The following is a 16,037-nucleotide window of genomic DNA, read 5'->3' on the forward strand; positions in this document are numbered from 1 at the left end:
AAGTTAATGGTAAAGATAGCAATTAAGATTAATGCTTTTGAACAAAGGGTGACTGAGGCTCGGGGAGCGGCAACTGATTTAGGACAAAAGAATTTAAAGTTACAGCACTTTTCCCAGACTAATGCTGCACCGTTTATGCAGATGCTAACATTAAGTAATAAAATGGATAGTCTGATTAAAAAGTATTGTAGTGTGGTTAATAATGATGTGGCACAATTTAAAAAAACAGAAGCACAATTAGTTAAACAAGATCAGAAGTTAGCACAAGATCTGGGAGGTCGTTAATTATGGTCAAAGTCCGTATCAAAGAGGTGATTGATAATAAGCAAGTGCTGGATCGTAAAGGACAGGCGCTGCAGAGTAGTTTGGTTACAGTCAGTACGAAGATGACGGCTGTACCACAAACACCAGGTTTTTCCGGTCAAGCCAAGCGTGCGATGGCCAATTATGCCAATAAAACTCATCAAACCTTAAATCATAATTTAGTTAATGACTTAACGGAATTACAGCAACAGTATCAACGTTTAATTCAAGTGTTTGCTAGTGAAGTGGACTCCAGTCCAGATGCGGTGTTAGATTCCAATTACATCAAAGCAATTGCAACTAAGTTCAAAGCGAGCCAAGCACCGCTAGAAGATGCGCTTGAAGAGTGTAACCGAGCGATTAGTTCTGTTGCGGATATTGTAAGCTTGCGGCGTCTCAGTAATGATCCTGTGAACGATGTCAAAAAGATGGTGCGCTCAGCTAACAAAACGGTGGAGAAATTGCAGCAATTTAATAGTCGTCGCCCAACAGCAACGATGCAAGGCCTGAATCAACAAACTGTGAAATTGGGATCGGAAATTAAAAGTATTGACACAGTCAAGAGTCAAAAGGAACAACGCTTGATTAATAAGTTGATCGAAAATCTTAAGGGTGTGGTTAATAGTGATGACTACAAACGGATCAAGATGTTAGCAAAAGTTGATCCTAAAAAAGCTCTGACAGCAATTTTGGAATCTAAAGAGATGATGACTGCCATTAGTGAGAGTCCTAAATTAGTTAAGGAAATTAGAAAGGTGGTAGTAGCAGCGACTATTTCCGCTAGTGGACGCGAACTAACGATATTAAATCAGTTTTGGCAAGGGGTTAAAAAGGGAACGGGATACTTTAATAAATTTAATAGATATGTTCCGGACGTCATCAATGGCAGGCTGGGACATCTTGGTAAAACGGCACTAGGAAGTTTTAAAGCTATCAAAAAAACCGGAATTACCGAATATGCGACGAAGAAAGCTTTAGGTTGGGATTGGATATTAAATACTGGAGCAGATTATGCTGATCAAAAGCACCATGATTTAGGACGAGCTATTAGTGATGGAGCGATTGATACTATTTTTGATACTGGACCAGTTAAAGGGGCATTGTTAACAGTTGCTGCAGTTGGAGCATTTGTTAGTCTTACGCCAGAAATAGTATTAGCATCTGTAACAGTTGGTTCATTATTTGGAGGTTTTATTTTGTATAAAAAATTTAGAAATCCTACAATTATAGATAAGACTAAAAATAACATTTATAAAATAGAGAGAAAATATGGTAAAGATGTTTCTAAAATAAATAGGCAGTTCTCTTTTTAGAGTTATAAGGTGTATATGCTATGAAAATATTTAATTTATCTTTTAATCAGAGCCATAAAATAGTTAAGTTCGAAATTAACAGTTTGTTAAATGAATCAAAAAATAAAATATATGGCAGAAAAAGGAAAAACATAAATACTTTTTTGGGATTTTTAATACTCTATGTTATAGAACTGGTTTTTTTTATATTAAGTCATTTAAACAAAACATTTTTGATGAAGCCTATATCAATATTCTTGATTTTTCAATTTATAATATCTTCTTTAGTGCTTTTTAGGTCTTTTTTATATAAAAATGTAATATTAAAACGAATTTCAGAAAGTGCAGTTATACTACCAATATTTTTTATAATATCAATTATTATTGTAACTTATATTATTTTTGATATACGACGATATTTTTTGGGATTAGAAAAAATGTTGTTACAAATACTATATTTTAATGCTATCATATTTGGCGCTTTTATAACTTGTAATTCTTATTTTAGACTATTTAAGCTTTTTTTTAATACCAATAGCTTACTATTTAATTTGTTCTACAAAGTTTACTTTTCTTTTAATGCTGTATTTTTGTTATTTATATTGATTTATACAGTTAATAATTTTTTTTTGGAAGGAAAATTTTCTAACAATTCTTTTAAAGTTTGGCTTATGTTGATTTCCTTTTTTCCGCTTACAATTACATTTATAATTTATCTATATTTTTATTTTTTTCCGGTAAAAACTTTTTTAGCCTATTATTACCTATACAAATATCAATTAGAATACGAAGAAGAATATAATGTTAATCTTGGATATCGTAAGTATAAAAAATAGTTTAGTTATTAATTTGGCAAAAGCTGATCCTGAAAAAGCAATGAAGGCAATTTTAGATTCTGACCAGATTATGACGGCCATTAGTGAGAAGCTTAAGTTAGTCAAAGGATTGGTTCAATCAGTAACGGCTTATACGATTGCAACTGGTGCTAGGAATTTAAAGTATTTAAATAAGTTTTGGCAAGGAGTCAAAAAAGGTACGGGCTATTTTAATAAGTTCAATAAGTATTTACCAGATGTCTTGAATGGTAGTTTTGGACACGTGGGTAAAACAATGTTAGGCAGTTTCAAAGTAATTAAAAAATCAGGATTGACAGAATATGGAACTCCAAAAGCATTTGGTTGGAACGTGATATTAAATACCGGAGCAGATTATGCTGATCAAAAACATCATGATTTAGGACGAGCAGTTAGTGATGGAATGATTGATAGTATTTTTGAACTTGGTCCAGTTAGTGCTGCTTTAACGGTGGCATTAGTTGGCGTTAGTACCCCATTAGTAGTTTTGGCAGCTTTAGGTGGTACTGGAATAATGTTAACTAAGTTTTTTAATCCTCATTTTGTTGATCAAGTTAAAAGCAATGCTCATAATTTTGAAACTGGTATTGGTAAAACAGTTTCGAAAATTAACTGGAAAAATATTATATATAAAGGATGAAAAATATGTCCAATCTATCATTTGAAAAAAGTAAAAAGTTAGCAACCAATAACTATACAATTAATTTGTTGTTAGATTCTATAAGAAAAAAGAGCTTTATCAAACAGACTTTTAAAGATTTACTTGGAATAATTTTTTGTGGCGTTATTGGCATCTTTTTGGCAGTAATTATTTCACTATCTTATAGCAAGTTGGCTTTAATTATGAAAAAACTAGCTTTTATTTCTATTATGTTAATGATTTTTAGTATTTTTATTTTAATTATAGTTTTCTTTATATCAAAAAATTGGATAATTGAAACTATTATTACTAATGTATTAGAGACAATTAGTTTAATTAATGTATTTGTAATGATGATTTTATTTATTTATTTTGCAATAATTAATAAAATGACCTTAATCAATTCAATAATTTTTTATTTGGCTTGTTTATTAGTGCTTATTTTATTTGTGAAAAGTGTTTATAGAAACTATTCTGGTTTTTACAAAAAAATTAATGATGGTACACAAAAGAAATTAGGCATAGATAAAATAGATACTTGGTTAAGAATAATCGCTAAATACAGTGGCTTATTGTTGCTTATTGTTTTTACTTTTGATTTTTTAAAAAAAATGATAGTTAAACATTTTTCAATAAATTATAGATCTTTACAGTATGTTTTTTATTTCTTTATAATGGTGCCTTTTTTTATGTATCTGATACTTTACTTTCTGTTTATTTATTTTCCATTTAAAGTTATCGTACCGTTGTATTACTTTTATAAATATCAATCCGAATATGAAGCAGAGTACCATGTTAGTTTTGGACGTAAAAAACGAATGAAATAAATTTTGATAGCTGACTTCAGTGAAAGAAGGTGATATTAATTTTCAAATAATCAGTTTTAAAATCAATTAAAAATTATTGTAGGGGAATAAATAATTATATGGAAAATAAAGAGCTGTTACCTTTAGGATCATTGGTTTATCTTAAAGAGGGTACTAAAAAAATGATGATTATTGGTCGGGGCGTTATGTACCAAGATGAAACAACGCAAAGTGAGCAGTTTGTTGATTATCTTGGGTGTGGTTATCCCGAAGGAGTTGATCCAAAACAAACATTTTTCTTTAATTGTGAAGACATTGACCGAGTTATTTTTAAAGGCTTCAGTGATGAAGATGAGGTACGCTTTAATCAAGTTTATCAAGAGTGGGAAAAAGAAATTGCATTGGAAGATTAAAATTTTAGGGGAGAAACTTTTATGAACAGAAAAGAGATCAAGCAAAGTGCGAAGAGTAAATTAAATCTTCACTTTAGTTTTTTTCTACAAATGTTTTTATTAACGTTGTTTTTTTATTTAGCTTTGGTAATTCTGAATACTGTCCGCACTTTATCAGGCAATCGTCCAGTTAGTACATTAATGATGTGTTCAGCATTAATAGTTTTTATTGGTTATCAAGTTTTTAATTTGAGTAGTAGCTTGGCGGCAGTTGATGTGATGAGAAATGATGCCCCACTAACCAAGCCATTTACTAAATCTTTGGTGCTATTTGAACGGGGCGAAACTTTTATCGGTAGTTTGCTAGTGTCTATTTTGGCTGGAATTTGGATATGTTTGTGGTCATTGTTACTGATTGTCCCTGGAATTATGAAAGCGATTAGCTATTCACAAGCAGTTTATATTTATCGGGATAGTGTCCAAGATAATAAGCCTGTTAAATATCGTGAAGCAATTACTTTGAGTCGTCAGATGATGAAAGGTCATTGTTGGGAGTATTTTGTTTTTAGCTTGAGTTTTATTGGGTACGAAATGCTGGTGTCTATCACTGTGGGCTTAGCCGGAATTTGGGTCTTTCCCTATCGGACATTGGCTGAAGCCAACTTTTATGTCCGGTTGTGTCAAGTTCAAGAACAGTCCAGTCAAGATATTGTTCCAGCTGGTTAAGAATAACGGTCCTCAAATAAAAGTAGTGATTGAGTCAAATTTGGACACCAATGCTGCTTTTTTATTTTGCCTTACACAATTCTTGAACCATGCGCTTGTTCGACACCTAATAAGTGGGTAATATCTTGAACATTACTGTGAGTAACGCCGCCGCCTGGTAAAATTTCAATGCGGCCGTTGGCATATTCGATTAATTCTTGTAAGTGTTTAATATTTAATGGTTTGTTTAATGGACCACCATGCGTTAAAATTCGTTGAAAATTATGCTGAATCAACCAGTCCATGGCAGCTGGTTGATTTTTAATGTCGTCAAAGGCCATATGAAAGACCTTAATAAGTGGTAAAGTACCCAAAACATATTCTAAAGCAGCAGTATTAATTTGCTTTCCAGAAGTTAAAGTTCCCACGGCCACACCATCGGCACCAGCTTGAGCAATTAATTGGGCGTCTTCATGCATAATTTTTAACTCAGCGGCGTTATAGATGAAATTTCGTCCGCGGGGCCGTAACATGACGATGACGGGAATTCGATATTGGTGGGCATATTCAACGGTTGCTTTGATAACGCCTAAGCTAGGAGTGATGCCACCTTGGGCGAGATCGGCATTTAATTCAATGCGTTTGGCACCGCGCTTAATTACTTTGGGAACTTGTGAAAATTCTCCAACACAAGCTTCTAAAATCATCATTATCACCTCTTAATCAAATTTGATTGTTAAATTAATTATACAAAAAAGATGGGATCAAACGAAACTTTTAATAATTTGATTTGTTATACAAAAAAAGCCCGCATCATAATGACGGACTTTTCCAAGAAAATTTATTTTGCTTCAGCTTTTTTGAGTGCAGGTTTCCAAATACCGTAAATTAAACCGGCAATGACTGCTCCAATCACGACTGATAATAAGAATAACCATGGTTTATTGGATAATGGTGAAACAAAAATTCCACCGTGCGGTGCGGGAACGTTAACGCCCCAGAATTGAGTTAAACCACCACCAATAGCAGCACCGATCACACTTGGAACGATAACGTGCAATGGATCACCGGCAGCAAAAGGAATGGCACCTTCGGTGATAAAAGCAGCACCTAAAATATAGTTACTCATAGCAGCTTGATGCTCTTGTTCGGTGAACTTGTTTTTCCAAATGGTTGCAGCTAAGGCAATTGCCAATGGCGGAATCATTCCACCAGCCATTACGGCAGCCATTAAAGCACCATCTTTAGTATTAGTAAAAATACCAATTGCAAAGGCATAAGCAGCTTTGTTGAAAGGACCACCCATATCTAAAGACATCATTCCAGCAAGTAAGGCTCCTAATAAGACAGCATTACCAGTACCCATGTGAGTTAAGAAATCAGTAATGGCTTGGTTAACCACGGCAAAGACTGGGTCAACAGCAAAGTACATAATGGCGCCGACAATTAGTAAACCAAAGACCGGATATAACAGCATTGGTTTCATACCTTCAAGTGACTTAGGCACAAATTTGAAGACTTTCTTCATGCCAACAACTACCCAACCAGCTAAGAAACCACCGATTAAACCACCAATGAAGCCGGCAGGGCTAGATGAATGAACAAAACTAGCACTAGCTTGTGAAGCCATAAAACCAGCTACAAAACCAGGCATTAAAGCAGGTAAGTCAGCCATTGAAACGGCAATATAAGCTGCTAAAACTGGAATTAAAAAGTTAAAGGCGTAATTACCGATACTATTAAAGAATAGGAAACTTGTTGATTTGGGACCAGCCATGTTTTCCAATAGGAAAGAAATGGCCATTAAGATTCCGCCACCAACCACGAATGGTAACATGTGAGAGATACCATTCATTAAGTCAGCGTAAATGCGCGACCACATGGACTTACCTTCAACTTCGCCGTCGCTACTATCAGCTTCATCCGGATTAGCATGGTAAGTGGGAGCATTACCGGCTTCGATTTTTTGGATCAATTCTTCCGGTTTATTAATACCGTCAATGACAGGCCGGTTGATTAATTTCTTACCGTCAAACCGTGCCATCTCAACTTTTTTATCGGCAGTAATCACGACGCCATCCGCGCGTTTGATTTCAGCCGGCGTTAATTTATTCTTGACACCTTCGGAACCATTAGTTTCGACTTTAATGTCGACCCCTAATTTTTCGGCGGCTTCTTTTAAACCAGCTTCTGCCATGTAGGTGTGGGCAATTCCGTTAGGGCAAGCAGAAACTGCCACGATATAGCCCCGGTCAGTATTAGTTGTCTGATTAGCAGCTTGCTGGGCCTTTTTTTCTTGTTGCGCTTTTTCTTTTGCTTCTTTTTGTGCTTGCGCTTGGTCAAATAATTCTTGAACTTGTTCTGGAGTTGTTGCTTCTTTTAGAGCAGCGACTAACTTAGGATCAATCAATAAGGCTGATAAAGCGGCTAAAGCTTGTAAATGCAGGCTATCAGCACCATCGGGAGCAGCAATCATAAAGAACAAGTAAACTGGTTGACCATCTAAAGCGTCATAGTCAACGCCATGAGCACTTTTGGCAAACATAACTGTGGCCCGTTTGACAGCTTTATCGCGCGCATGTGGCATGGCAATGCCATCACCGATACCAGTACTGGTTTCGGCTTCACGCTTTAAAATATCCGCTTTAAATAATTTTTCATCATCGACGACGCCTTTTTGGACGTAGTTGGCGACCATTTCATCAATAGCGGCTTCTTTGGTAGTCGCCTTTAAATCCATGATCATGACGTCTTTACGTAATAATTCTTTTAAATCCATTTTAAACGCCTCACTTATTATTGAATTTGAGTAACCTGAATTTGTTGATAGACGGCTTTGATTTTAGTAATTTGCGCTAAATCTTCACTAAATGCAGTAGCAGAACCACAAGCAGCACCGACATGAAAACTGTCCAAAACATCGTGGGTCTTCATATAAGTACCAACAAAACCAGCAATCATTGAATCACCTGCACCAACCGAATTTTTCACGATGTCTTTAGGTGCGTTACATTGATAGGCAGCATCCGGTGTCACTAATAAGGCTCCATCACCAGCCATTGAAACTAAGGCATGTTGAGCACCTTGAGTTAACAGCTTACGAGCCGCCTGAATGATATCGTTTAAATCATGGAAACTAGTTTGAAACAATTCAGCCAATTCGTGATGATTTGGTTTAATTACTAACGGATGAAAGGCTAAGGTATCCAGTAAGGCTTGACCAGTAGTGTCGATGACAAATTCTGCACCATTAGCAGTAACTTGCTGAGCAATGTCTAAATAAAATTGTTGGTCTAAACCTGGTGGGGTGCTACCGGCCATAATAACCACGTCGCCTTGTTTTGTTTGGGCGATTTTTTGTAATAAACTAGCTTTTTCTCCAGGGGTGATTTGTGGACCGCGGCCATTGATTTCGGTTTCTTCTTGATCGGCCTTGATCTTGACATTAATGCGGGTATCGCCGTGAACTTGGGTAAAATCAGTCACGACAGCAGCTTTTTTGAGCAGTTGCGTAAGCAAATCTCCCGTTGCACCACCAATAAAGCCTAAAGCCGTTGATGACAGTTGTAACTCTTGCAAAATCCGTGAAACGTTGATCCCCTTGCCGCCAGGCAATTTAACGTCATTTTCTACTCGATTGACTTCACCTAAAGTCATTTTTGATAACTGCAAAACATAATCAATCGATGGATTTGCAGTAAGGGTATAGATCATTGCAGGACCTCCATTATTTTAGTATATGAGGTAAGGTGCTGACTAATATCAGCAGCTAGATGATCAGTAATTAAAATAGCGTCATCTAATTTAGCAAATTTACTAAAACGCGTTTGCTGATATTTGGAATTATCTGCTAAGACGTAAGTCTGATCAGATTGTCGAACAGCTGCCTGCTTGACTAATGATTCTTCAGGATCAGGCGTCGTAAAACCATGTTGGACATCAAAGCCATTAGTGCCTAAAAAAGCTTGATCTAAATGGCAATCACTCAAATATTGTGTTACATGTTGACCGACAGTGGCTTTAGTAGAGCTTCTTAAAAAGCCCCCCAGCATGATAGTGTGCAATTGTTGATCCGCTAATAAAGCAGCGTTGTCGACACTATTAGTTAAGACCAATAAATCCTTTTTATGTGCTAAAAAAGGGATCATGGCATTAGTTGTAGTTCCAGAATCTAAAAAAATAACTTCATGATCGTGAACTAAATTAGCAGCAGCTTTTGCAATTGCTCGTTTTTCAGGCAAAGCCATGGTAGCTCTTAAAGCTACTTTGGGTTCTGCGAGCAATGAGGAATTGATTTTTTTGGCACCACCATGAATCCGTGATAATAGTTTCTGATCTTCTAGCTCATACAAATCACGACGAATGGTTGATTCTGAGGCGCCAGTTAGTTTAACTAGGTCATGCACTGTGACAATATTTTTTTGTTGTAATTGGTTTAAAATAATTTGCCGTCGACGTTCTGTAATCACTTACATCTTACCTCCATACAAATATCATACTCTGTTTTTTGTCAAAATCAATCATAACCATTCAAAAACAATCAAAATCGTCAAAAAAACGTCATTATTATTCTCAAGGAACAACCACTTTTTCCAGTAAACTATGTTAAAATTAGTGTTTGATAAGAGTTTTGCGGAGGTTTTCATGTTTATAGATAATGTCAAAATAACAGTTAAAGCAGGAGCCGGTGGCGACGGTGCTGTTGCTTTTCGACACGAAAAATACGTCGCTAAAGGTGGCCCTTACGGCGGTGACGGTGGTGAGGGTGGCAATATTATTTTAAAAGTAGATACCGGTTTAAGAACCTTGATGGATTTTCGCTATCAACACCAATTTAAAGCCCCAGCTGGCGGAAACGGCATGACTAAGGCAATGCATGGAGCTAATGCACAGGATGTTTATGTTAGTGTTCCTCCTGGGACGACAGTTAGTGATGTTGAAACGGGAGAAATTTTGGGTGATTTGGTATCCGATCAGCAGGAATTAATTGTTGCTCACGGTGGTCACGGAGGACGAGGTAATATTCATTTTGCTACGTCTCGCTATACCGCTCCGGAAATTGCGGAAAATGGAACTCCTGGCGAACAACGCGTGATTCAATTAGAATTAAAATTATTAGCAGATGTGGGATTGGTTGGTTTTCCGTCAGTTGGTAAATCAACGCTATTATCAGTAGCGACAAAAGCTAAACCGAAAATTGCAGCCTATCAATTTACAACACTCAAGCCCAATCTAGGAATGGTGCGTTTAGCAGATGGTCAGGATTTTGTTTTGGCAGATTTACCCGGACTGATTACTGGCGCAGCTCAGGGTGTGGGGCTGGGTTTTCAATTTTTGCGGCACATTGAACGAACGCGAGTCATTTTACACTTAATTGATATGGATCCGAATAATGGTCGTGATCCCGTAACAGATTATCAACAAATTAATGAAGAATTAAAACAATATGATCCTAAATTATTGCAGCGTCCGCAGATAATTGTGGCAACTAAGATGGATTTACCGGGAGCAAATGATCGGTTACAGAAATTTAAACAAACATTGCAAATTGAACAAGTTTTTGAAATTTCTAGTGTAACGCACACAGGAGTGCAACAATTATTGCAAAAAACTGCTCAAGTTTTAGCTACTGCGCCTGATTTTACTGCTGCATTACCAGAAAAATCGACACCGGAAAAGAAGACCTATAAGTATCAAGCTGCACCGGCCGATGACATTCAGATTGAGCAAGTTGACGAACATACTTTTGTGGTCACTAGTGCAGCGGTAAGTTCTTTATTACAACGTAGTAACTTGAACTATCAAGATGGCATAATGCGTTTTGCACGCAAACTCAAACGGATGGGTGTTGACGAGGCATTAACTAATGCAGGAACGCAAGTGGGCGATACTGTAGTAATTGATGACTTTGAATTTGAGTTTATGTAATCAACAGACTATCGCAATATAATAAGTTGGAGTGTTAGACGTAGTGGAGCAAATGGAGAAAAGCCGACGTTACATTACCGGATTTGACGGTTTGAGAACGCTAGGTGTTGTTGGAGTTATTTTGTATCATTTAAATCCTGAAGTGTTTTCAGGAGGTTACTTAGGAGTTCCGATCTTTTTAGTTTTATCAGGTTATTTAATTACAGATCAAATTTTACGTTCTTTGAGGGACCAAGGTCATTTTAACTTGGGAAAATACTACTTTAAAAGAATACGACGATTATATCCCGGATTATTGATGATGCTATTTAGTGCAAGTGCCTATATTGCATTTTTTCAAAAAAATCTCTTAAAAAATTTACGAGCTATTTTTACTACTAATGTGTTGAATGTTTATAACTTTTGGCAAATCGCACACGGTCAATCTTATTTTGAACGTTTTGCGAATAATGAATCACCATTCACACATATGTGGACTTTATCAATTCAAGGGCAATTTTATTTGTTATGGCCGTTGATTATCTTAATTTTATTACGTTTTTTATCGGCTAAAAAAGTTTTATTGGTAACTTTGGTGTTAACACTAGTGTCTGCGGGATTAATGGCCTTGTTATATAATCCTCATGCTGATCCAAGTCGGATTTATTATGGCACTGATACTCGCATGTTCTCAATTTTATTAGGTTGTGCGTTAGCATTTATTTGGCCCAGCAATCGACTGCGTCAAGATGTGCGGCAATTTGATCGTCAGCTGTTAAATGTTGGTGGTGCGATTTGTTTAGCATTGATGCTCTTTTTTATTTTTAAAATGAAAGCCACCGACGCTTTTACTTATCGAGGTGGCATGTTTCTCTTTTCGATCTTGACTACGATTTTAGTCGCAATTGTGGCGCATCCGGCGGCTATTTGGAATAAATTATTAACTAATCCGCTGTTTGCTTGGATTGGGAAACTCAGCTTTGGTTTGTATCTATACCAATTTCCGGTGATGATTTTTTTTGAATCTAAGTTTACTAACGTGGCAGATCATCGCTTTTTATACCCAGTTATCGAAATTGTATTAATCTTTTTAGTTAGTTTGATTTCTTATTATTTTGTTGAGCGCCCATTAAGTACCTATGGCCGCAAGTCACAGCACAAAAAGCAACGTTCTGTCAAAGTGGTCGGCACCGTATTAGTGCTAGCGGCAGTTGTGACTGGTAGTTGGGGACTGTTCCAAGATAATGGACAAGCTAGTGATGCTAATCATAGTCAGTTAGCACAAAAAATTAAGCATAATCATCAAATTAATAAGCAACACAATCAGCAAGTTTTGCATGACTTGAAGAAGAAACCAACCGTGAAACATAATCAACAACAGGTTCAAAAATGGCAAAGTTTGGCAAAGAGTCATCCAGTTAATTCTAAATACCAAAAACTGGGGATTACGCAGTTTGATTTACAAAGAGCGCAAGACCTATCAGCGTTAGCAATTGGCGATTCAGTGATGGTAGATGGTTCGGATGGACTACGAGCAATTTTTCCCAAAATGTTAATTAATGCTGACGTGAGCCGCGGCATTGATGTGGCAATTGATTTATTACAAAAATATAAAGCAGAGGCGGCTTTGCCACAAACGATCTTAATTGGAATGGGGACTAACGGGGCTATTAGCTCTCAACAAGTTCAGCAAGTGATGCAGTTAGCTGGTAAGCAGCGCCAAGTTTTTTGGATTAATGTTCATGTCCCCACTCGCTCATGGGAAAAACCAGTTAATCAAGTCCTTAAAAAGGCAGCTCACGACTATTCTAATTTGACAGTTATTAATTGGTATGCAACTAGTCAACATCATCCTAATTGGTTTTATGATGATCAGGTGCATACTAATGACCAAGGATCGGTTTATTATAGTCTGCTGATTGCGCAAGAAATTTTGAAGCATACGAAATATTAAAATATGGAAGAGTAAATATGGAATTAGAATTTTTAGGAACAGGTGCGGGAGTTCCTTCTAAGGGAAGAAACTTGTCTAGCTTGGCGTTGAAATTATTAAATGAACGCAATGAAGTATGGTTATTTGACGCTGGTGAAGGAACACAACAGCAAATTTTGGCTACAACCATTCGACCACGTAAAATTAATAAAATTTTTATTACGCATTTGCACGGCGACCATATTTTTGGTTTGCCAGGGCTATTGTCTTCACGTTCTTTTCAAGGTGGTGACCAACCATTAGATCTTTATGGTCCTGTCGGCTTGAAAGAATATGTGCAAACTAGTTTGCGCTTATCAGATAGCCACTTAGGCTATACCATTAATTATCATGAAATTAAAGATGCGGGGGTCGTTTTTGAAGATAGTACTTTTAAAGTTACCTGTCAGAAACTAGATCACCGAATTTTGTGCTATGGTTATCGCGTCGAAGAAAAGCCGCATGTTGGTGAATTATTGGTTGATCGTTTGGCGGAATATCACTTGCCTAATGGGCCTATTTGGGGGCAACTAAAGCGCGGGGAACAAGTGGAACTTGCTGATGGTACCATTTTAAATGGGGCAGATTTTATTGGTCCAAGTCAACCAGGCAGAGTAGTTGCGATTATTGGTGATACGCGTTATTGTCAAGCAAGCATTAAATTGGCCAAAAATGCTGATGTATTAGTACATGAGAGTACTTTAGCTGGCCATGAAAAAAAATTGGCACGCCAGCATTTTCATTCAACTAGTGCTCAGGCAGCACAAATTGCCCGGGCGGCTCATGTTAATCAATTGTTGTTGAATCATATTTCAGCACGTTACGTTGGTAATAAGTTTTATGAACTTTTACATGATGCTCGGCAAATTTTTCCTAATTCTTATGTAGTTAAAGATTTTGATCGCTTTGAAATTAAATTACATCACCCAGAGGAGACGTCAGCATGAACATAGCGGCCTTACAACATTTGCAAAGTCAAACAGTCATTATTACTGGAGCATCATCAGGGATTGGTCAACAGTTGGCTTGGCAATTAGCACATAAAAACGCTAATTTAATCTTAATCGCGCGCAATGAAGAAAAATTAGCGCGCATTACCCGGCAATGTCAAGCACTAACTAGTGGCTTTGTCGAAAGCTACAGCTTAGACGTGAGCATTGCCAAGCATGTGGAACGTACTTTAGAGCAGATTTTTGCGCACCATCAACAAATTGAGATTCTGATTAATGCGGCAGGGTTTGGCGATTTTTCTCAATTTAATACTACAGAATACCCACTCTGGAACAAAATGTTAAAGGTCAATGTTTTAGGCACAATGCTTTTGACCCGTTACGTAGCAGAACACATGATGCAGCAACGTCTAGGACAGATTATTAATTTGGGGTCGATGGGGGGTAAAATTCCCACACCCAAATCAGCTGTCTATGCAGCAACTAAAGCAGCGGTCATTGCTTTTTCTGACAGTTTACGCTTGGAACTTCGTCCTTTTAATATTCAGGTGACAACGGTTAATCCAGGGCCAGTGGCCACGAATTTTTTTAAGATTGCTGATCACACAGGTAATTACTTAAAGTCGGTAGGTGCTATTAAATTAGATCCACAAAAGTTGGCACAAGCTATTATTCATTGTATCGGCCGACCGGTGCGAGAATTGAATCGGCCACGCATTATGCAATTAGGTTATGTAGCTTATCAATTGGTGCCACATCTGGGTGATATGTTGACGCAAAAATTAGGCAATAAAAAGTAACTTGTGACTAAAACTCGGGAAAAATAAGTAAAAGGACTTGCCCTCTATCTGAAATGATAGTAACATGAATAAGTAATTACGAATGTTATTTGATTTTAAATATATTTGTAGAAGCAAGTTTAATCAAAGGAGAGTTATTAAATATGGCAGTTCCAGCAAGAAAAACTTCTAAACAAAAGAAGCGCCAACGTCGGGGTCATATCAAGTTGAGTCAACCTAATATTCAATTTGATCCCACGACTGGTGAATATCGTATGAACCATCATGTTTCACCAAAAGGTTATTACAAAGGCAAACAAGTAGTAACAAGTAATCAAGCAAATTAATTATAATTATTTCAAGGCAGATTAATTCGGTTAGTCTGTCTTAAATTTTATTCAGGTGATAATTCATGAAAAGATGGTTATGGCTCATTATTCTTCCCTTGTTATTAGGCTTAACTGCCTGTTCTAATCATAATTATCTCAAAACTAGTCGGGAAAGTTACCCGGTAAATGTGATGCAAGCCACGATTAAAGGTCACGTTCCTCGACAAGCTAAAATTAGTTACCGTGTAGGGACTCAAAGTTCTTGGCATGCAGTAACTAATCAACAAGGTAATTTTGTGATTAACGTCTGGGGCACTAAACACCAACAAAAAGTAACATTGCGTAGTCGCTTACAGGGACAAACAGTGACTAAACAAGTACCTGTTCAAGCAATGAAATCTTTGGGAAATTATGCGCAGTTTGCTCAAAAATATAATATGATGATGCGTCAAAGGGTGTTACCACTAACAATGACCAATACGATTACTGATCTGCTCCACACGCCACAGCAAACATTGCGGGCTAGTGTCCAAGATCAACAATTAATGGGGTTGACCTTAATTGCACCCTTGCAAAACTTGAAAAAGCCCAAAGATTTGCAATCATTGGTACAATCGTTAATGATTATCTGTACTTTATCAGGGGCTAATGGCCGTCAAGTATTGAAACAAATGCAACATGAATTAACAAAAACGCGTAGTCAACAAACTACTTTTAAGGCCATTCATTCGCAACATCGGGTATTAAAAATGGCATTGTCACAAAAGCAAGTCTATTTTTACCTAACGGCTGAATAGTTAACTAGCTGGCAATGTACTGGAACTAAGTTAGTTAATCCATAAAAAAAGAGTAACTTAATCAAAAGTTACTCTTTTTTAGCTTTCGAAGGTGAATCTAACGCAGCCGTTAAAATCCAGAAAAGAATCGTAAATACAATAGAAATAATTAAGGCGGTCATCGGTTGGTATTGGGTGCTAGTTAAAGCTGCTCCCATATAACCTAAGATTTGTCCGTAGATTAAAATCCAAAATAAACTAGTGAAATATCTCATCTTATTCATCTCACTTTCATAATTGGATTTTACCACAAAATTCACTTTATTTGCGTG

The 16,037-nt window shown here is 36.7% G+C and carries 17 protein-coding genes; 12 read left to right on the forward strand and 5 right to left on the reverse strand.

Annotated features, from left to right (window positions below; all coding sequences use genetic code 11):
* The first annotated feature begins 6 nt into the window (after nucleotides 1-6).
* The 6 genes from AC3B5B_RS07185 (at nucleotide 7) to AC3B5B_RS07210 (ending at nucleotide 5,013) form a co-directional block, all read left to right on the forward strand.
* The gene (locus AC3B5B_RS07185; RefSeq protein WP_489757885.1) at nucleotides 7-285 is read left to right on the forward strand and encodes a TIGR04197 family type VII secretion effector; all 279 of its coding nucleotides are present in this window, start codon (nucleotides 7-9) and stop codon (nucleotides 283-285) included.
* A gap of 2 nt (nucleotides 286-287) precedes the next feature.
* The gene (locus AC3B5B_RS07190; protein ID WP_489769729.1) at nucleotides 288-1,616 is read left to right on the forward strand and encodes a T7SS effector LXG polymorphic toxin; all 1,329 of its coding nucleotides are present in this window, start codon (nucleotides 288-290) and stop codon (nucleotides 1,614-1,616) included.
* 780 nt (nucleotides 1,617-2,396) lie between these two features.
* A complete protein-coding gene (locus AC3B5B_RS07195) occupies nucleotides 2,397-3,089 on the forward strand; it encodes a hypothetical protein (RefSeq protein ID WP_489769730.1) in 693 nt (230 codons plus the stop codon).
* A gap of 5 nt (nucleotides 3,090-3,094) precedes the next feature.
* Entirely contained in the window at nucleotides 3,095-3,916 is an 822-nt protein-coding gene (locus tag AC3B5B_RS07200; protein WP_489769731.1) for a hypothetical protein, read from the forward strand.
* 98 nt (nucleotides 3,917-4,014) lie between these two features.
* Nucleotides 4,015-4,308, forward strand: coding sequence for a DUF4176 domain-containing protein (locus AC3B5B_RS07205; RefSeq protein ID WP_489769732.1), 294 nt, complete (start codon nucleotides 4,015-4,017; stop codon nucleotides 4,306-4,308).
* A gap of 21 nt (nucleotides 4,309-4,329) precedes the next feature.
* On the forward strand, nucleotides 4,330-5,013 hold the full coding sequence (locus AC3B5B_RS07210; RefSeq protein ID WP_489769733.1) for a DUF975 family protein: 684 nt from the start codon (nucleotides 4,330-4,332) through the stop codon (nucleotides 5,011-5,013).
* A 71-nt stretch (nucleotides 5,014-5,084) separates the two neighbouring features.
* Here the strand turns inward: AC3B5B_RS07210 and AC3B5B_RS07215 are convergent, their stop codons facing one another.
* The 4 genes from AC3B5B_RS07215 to AC3B5B_RS07230 form a co-directional block, all read right to left on the reverse strand.
* Entirely contained in the window at nucleotides 5,085-5,702 is a 618-nt protein-coding gene (locus AC3B5B_RS07215) for a copper homeostasis protein CutC (protein WP_489757890.1), read from the reverse strand.
* Between the two features lie 131 nt (nucleotides 5,703-5,833).
* Nucleotides 5,834-7,771 (reverse strand): PTS fructose transporter subunit IIABC, encoded by a 1,938-nt coding sequence (locus tag AC3B5B_RS07220; protein WP_489769734.1) that lies wholly within the window; start codon nucleotides 7,769-7,771, stop codon nucleotides 5,834-5,836.
* Nucleotides 7,772-7,788: 17 nt separating this feature from the next.
* Complete coding sequence (gene pfkB, locus AC3B5B_RS07225) at nucleotides 7,789-8,706, reverse strand: 1-phosphofructokinase (protein WP_489769735.1); 918 nt, start codon at nucleotides 8,704-8,706, stop codon at nucleotides 7,789-7,791.
* On the reverse strand, nucleotides 8,703-9,461 hold the full coding sequence (locus AC3B5B_RS07230; RefSeq protein ID WP_489769736.1) for a DeoR/GlpR family DNA-binding transcription regulator: 759 nt from the start codon (nucleotides 9,459-9,461) through the stop codon (nucleotides 8,703-8,705). Before AC3B5B_RS07230 ends, pfkB begins: the two co-directional genes overlap by 4 nt.
* A gap of 175 nt (nucleotides 9,462-9,636) precedes the next feature.
* On the opposite strand from AC3B5B_RS07230, the gene obgE reads away from it, so the two are divergent.
* From obgE to AC3B5B_RS07260, 6 genes are all read left to right on the forward strand, one after another.
* Complete coding sequence (gene obgE, locus AC3B5B_RS07235; RefSeq protein ID WP_489757894.1) at nucleotides 9,637-10,920, forward strand: GTPase ObgE; 1,284 nt, start codon at nucleotides 9,637-9,639, stop codon at nucleotides 10,918-10,920.
* A 52-nt stretch (nucleotides 10,921-10,972) separates the two neighbouring features.
* A complete protein-coding gene (locus AC3B5B_RS07240; protein WP_489769737.1) occupies nucleotides 10,973-12,853 on the forward strand; it encodes an acyltransferase family protein in 1,881 nt (626 codons plus the stop codon).
* 17 nt (nucleotides 12,854-12,870) lie between these two features.
* The gene (gene rnz / locus AC3B5B_RS07245) at nucleotides 12,871-13,818 is read left to right on the forward strand and encodes a ribonuclease Z (protein WP_489769738.1); all 948 of its coding nucleotides are present in this window, start codon (nucleotides 12,871-12,873) and stop codon (nucleotides 13,816-13,818) included.
* The gene (locus AC3B5B_RS07250) at nucleotides 13,815-14,621 is read left to right on the forward strand and encodes an SDR family NAD(P)-dependent oxidoreductase (RefSeq protein ID WP_489769739.1); all 807 of its coding nucleotides are present in this window, start codon (nucleotides 13,815-13,817) and stop codon (nucleotides 14,619-14,621) included. The genes rnz and AC3B5B_RS07250 overlap by 4 nt, the downstream gene beginning before the upstream one ends.
* Nucleotides 14,622-14,764: 143 nt before the next feature.
* A complete protein-coding gene (gene rpmF / locus AC3B5B_RS07255) occupies nucleotides 14,765-14,947 on the forward strand; it encodes a 50S ribosomal protein L32 (RefSeq protein WP_489757898.1) in 183 nt (60 codons plus the stop codon).
* A gap of 65 nt (nucleotides 14,948-15,012) precedes the next feature.
* Nucleotides 15,013-15,726, forward strand: a complete 714-nt coding sequence (locus tag AC3B5B_RS07260) for a hypothetical protein (protein ID WP_489757899.1) — start codon at nucleotides 15,013-15,015, stop codon at nucleotides 15,724-15,726.
* Between the two features lie 68 nt (nucleotides 15,727-15,794).
* On the opposite strand, the gene AC3B5B_RS07265 is transcribed toward AC3B5B_RS07260, so the two are convergent.
* Nucleotides 15,795-15,980, reverse strand: a complete 186-nt coding sequence (locus AC3B5B_RS07265; protein WP_489757900.1) for a YjzD family protein — start codon at nucleotides 15,978-15,980, stop codon at nucleotides 15,795-15,797.
* Between the last annotated feature and the right edge of the window lie 57 nt (nucleotides 15,981-16,037).

Source organism: Bombilactobacillus sp. ESL1187 (assembly GCF_058107155.1).